Raw genomic sequence first — 4,204 nt, 5'->3', positions numbered from 1 at the left:
TATGAATGAATAATCAGGAAGTTCACTGGTTCCTTCAAGTTTAGGTGTTGAATAGAAACAGAAGAAAGCATCACCTGTAGTGGATAACATATTAACCGGCTTGGTTATGTTAAATGCATATCTTTCATTATCAAACTTACCATGTACATCAATAGTAGCACCCTCCGGCACATTCTCATTCAACAATCCATTGGTTATGTACATGTCAAAGTTATCAGGTGTAAGTATGATAGGTTCTGCAATTCTTATCTGTTTTGAAGCTACACATCCAAAGTCATTGTAACATTCATATTCAACACTAACTTCCATAGTTTTTGCTATTGTAGAACCCACAGGTATTGATATTGTTCCATCAACACCAGTAATATACGTTTGTAAATTCCCATCAATTTGTACTTGAACATATTGACCAGATATACTGTTTCCTTCTACATCTTTAAGTAATACTGTGATATTTTCTTCTTCATTCAATGGTATGTAATCTGGTGAAATAACTAACTGACTACTTACAGGTTCCCGGTTATTGATATAAGTATTTTCATCATCCGTTGTGTCTTTTATAACCTCTTCTGTAGTGCCTTCACCTAAGATTGCATTGTATTTGAATGTGTTGTTTATGTTGTCAACTTCTATGACGTATGCATAGTCTTCAGTTAGTAGGAAGTTGTTTTCTATGAACATATTTTTGGCACTTTCAAACCGTAATGCTCTACCATTGGTTACGGCGATTGTATTATTTTTTATGCTGTTTCCTTCCTTCATACCAAAAGCATATATGCCTGCTGTTCTTGGCTTAATGTAATCTGCACTGCCCTCGGTGCTGTTGGAAGTTCCATCTGCAAAGATTATGTTGTTTTCCATGGTCGTGTTTATACCGATTGCCCCTATACCTAATGGGAGGGTACCTGTAACTGTCAGATTATTTCCGCTGATTGTGGTGTTTACTCCACCCCACAATTCAAAACCATAAACCTGACGTCCATCACATATTACCGTATTGTTAATGTAACTGTTATTACACATTGATCTGGAACTTGCCACGTAGTTTTCTCCACCACAGCTAAAGTCCAATATCAGACATGCATAAGCAACATCAGGATTACCATGATCAGTTACACCAAAACCTGCTGAAACATTAATGATATTATTGCACATTAAATTATTATTAATACTCTCTCCTTCAACATTAATACCGGCCGCATAATACTCTGAGATTACTGTTATATTATTGTCACAAATCAGGTTATTTAATGACCGGACAACAATACCATAACTGTACTGAGTTCCATTCAATAGGAATGTATTGTTACGAAGTGTTGTGTAACTGCCACTGGAATAAATACCATAAAGACTTCGGTAATATGACTCATTTACTGTTTCAACATTGGATTCACTTACATTAATCACATTGTTTGCTAGAGTAACATTATTACTGGTTATCCAAACACCCACACCTTTGGGCATACGAGGAATACCTGGAGTATACCAATCTATCTGAGTACTAGGAAGATTGGCATTAATGGTACAGTTTTCAACAATAGTCTTTTCTCCACTGACTGTTAAGAGTATTGAAAAGGTTTCCCGTTGAGTATCAACATTAATAGTAACATTGTTCAATGTCACGGAACTGACATTAACATAATCTCCCATGTAATCAGGATTATAATTCAAGACCATATCTTCCAGGACAATTGAATTGAAACTGTTTTTATTAATGATAAAGTTAGTATCATTAATTGTAATTCCATTTCCAATTATCTTAAGGTTATCATTCTTGTAGCTGTTGCTGTAAAAGTTCACTTCAAACTTGTTTGCCTCATTTGGGAAGTAGGTTAAGTTAATCGTGTAATTTTTTCCTGCAACAAAGTAGTCACGGTTGAGGGTGACTTTACCACTACTGGATATTGACATGTAATTGTTGTAATTTTCATCTGTAATTGTAGTTATATTTTCGTTTGACTGTGTTTTAACTTTGCCTATACTTTTCTTCTGAAGAGGAGGGATATCCGTTTCAAAGTTATCATTTTGCTCATTATTTAAGCTATTATTTCTACTTTTGATATTATTTTCATTACTTGAGGGTACAATGTAATCTTTCAGAGTATAAGTATCCTCATTATTTATATTTGCTTCGATATTTTCATGAGTATCAGTTGCCATGCTACCAGTACTTGTATAACTAGTGTCTGTCTGTGTGGAATCATCAGCATCTGTAGCAGATGCCATGCCCATCAGGGCAACCAATAAAACAATGAAAAATATGAAGTATTTTCTCTTAAAATACATAAACTAAAACCTCTAATTAAGAAAAAACATATTATGACTATATAATCATAATAATATTCACATATTATCGTTTTTTTTCATTAAAAACTCTTAATATAATCTATAAATATGTTTGTAAATATATAAATAAATATGGATAATCTTAATAAATTCCAATAAAATAGAATAATCAAATACATAATTAATGATTTTGATTATTTTGTTATGGAATGATAATAATATTAAAATTATCCTCTAAAAAAAATGGTAATTAATAATTTCAAGCCCCTATTTAATGACTAAAAAAAATATAATTCGAAGAATTACTCTTATTAAAGTGATATATTCGATTATTTAATTTGTCAGGGGTTAAAAGAAATTATTAATAAAAATATAGAAGTGATAAGAAAATGTTTTTAAAGAAAACGTATTTCATTTTCTTGGCAGTGATGCTAGTTGCCATGATGTCCGTAGCAGTAGCAGCTGATGTAAACGATTCAACAGATGAATCAGTAACAACACCAGCAGTCACACATACTACAGACAACACAGATGTGCAAACAACAGTACTGACAGAGAATGAAATTAAAAAAGATGTAACAGAGACTGTTACAAAAGAATCAATTAGTGAACAAACGAGAGCAATAACTCCTACAACTCATAATGTAAACAATACTACATTTGATACATACTTCAAAGCAGCAGGTTTTGAAAGTAATGTTAACGCTGGAGATACCTTAAATTTCACAGGAAATGTGAATCGTTTTAATTCAAGTTATAAAGTTGATAAAGCAGTAATTATTACTGGAAATGGATTTACATTAGATTTAAATACTACTAGTGGAAGTTACACTGGTAATGAAACAGGTAATTCATTTAATATAATAAATACAGGATACACTAATATTACAAACATAAACTTCCACAACACACAAATATTTGTCAAAAATTCTACACATGTAACATTTGACAATGTTAACATTACAGTTTACAACCAAAGAATTGGTTCAGGAGTAGGAGTACTAAGTATTAGAGAAAATTCAACATATGTAACAGTTAAAAACAGCTATATCCACACATGCAACAATAGTGGAAGCAGTAGCATAGTATTAGCTCAGGCAGACTACTGTACAATCGATAACAACACAATTATCGGTGAAGGAAATGTTGGAAACCTAGTGTACTTAACAACATACAATATTCCTAATGTATTATACACTGACGTAAACACGAACACCTACAACAACATCACCAACAACAGAATATCCACAGTCAACTTAAGTGGAGGAGTATGTGTTGGAGTAGTAGTAAGTGGACACAGCAACAAATTTGAAGGAAATAACGTTTCAGTAGCATCATCATTCAGTGGTCAATGGATAAGTCCAACTGCAACATTAACAGGAGACTTCAATGATACATACGAAGGAAACAGCTACATAAACAATGAAGTGTACGGTTCATTCGCAGGAACAAAAAACAGTACCATAATGGGAAACACATTCCACTCAAGCGTATCACTACCAGAAAGATGCATATTCAAAAACAACAATGCAGAAAACTCAACAGTAACAGTAACAGGTCCAAATTGTATTTTATGTAACAATACCATATATCGTTTAATTGTTAATAAAGCAGCTACAAATACAACAGTATGTGAGGATAATAGTATTACCAATACTACAAATAAATACGGAAATATTGTATATGTACCTCATTCTGATTTATTAACATCCAACAATCTTAATTCCTTATTAAATAAGAAATCAACTAGACAAGTCAAATCTGAAGGAGAAGTAGAAGTTATTGATATTACTGAGGAGAATATTGCAGAATATTTTGGTACTGATGAAACATTTTTGAATTTCAATTTCAAAAAACTTACCGGAACTACTATTATAAATATATGGTATGTACCTCAAACCGTTAAAAATTTTTATAT

Annotated in this window: 1 protein-coding gene and 1 pseudogene; one reads left to right on the top strand and one right to left on the bottom strand. The window is 32.1% G+C overall.

Features of this window, described 5'->3' with window-relative positions; translation table 11 throughout:
- On the bottom strand, positions 1 to 2,286 hold a 2,286-nt coding region (locus QZZ11_RS01355), incomplete at its 3' end, for a hypothetical protein (RefSeq protein WP_292472833.1).
- Between the two features lie 389 nt (positions 2,287 to 2,675).
- Between QZZ11_RS01355 and QZZ11_RS01350 the strand changes: the two are divergent.
- Positions 2,676 to 4,204, top strand: a pseudogene (locus tag QZZ11_RS01350) (hypothetical protein); the annotation flags it as partial.

Source organism: Methanosphaera sp. (assembly GCF_016282985.1).
Classification (GTDB): Archaea; Methanobacteriota; Methanobacteria; order Methanobacteriales; family Methanobacteriaceae; genus Methanosphaera.
Note: the sequence above shows the minus strand (reverse complement) of the source record. Positions and strands in the feature narration are given on the sequence as shown.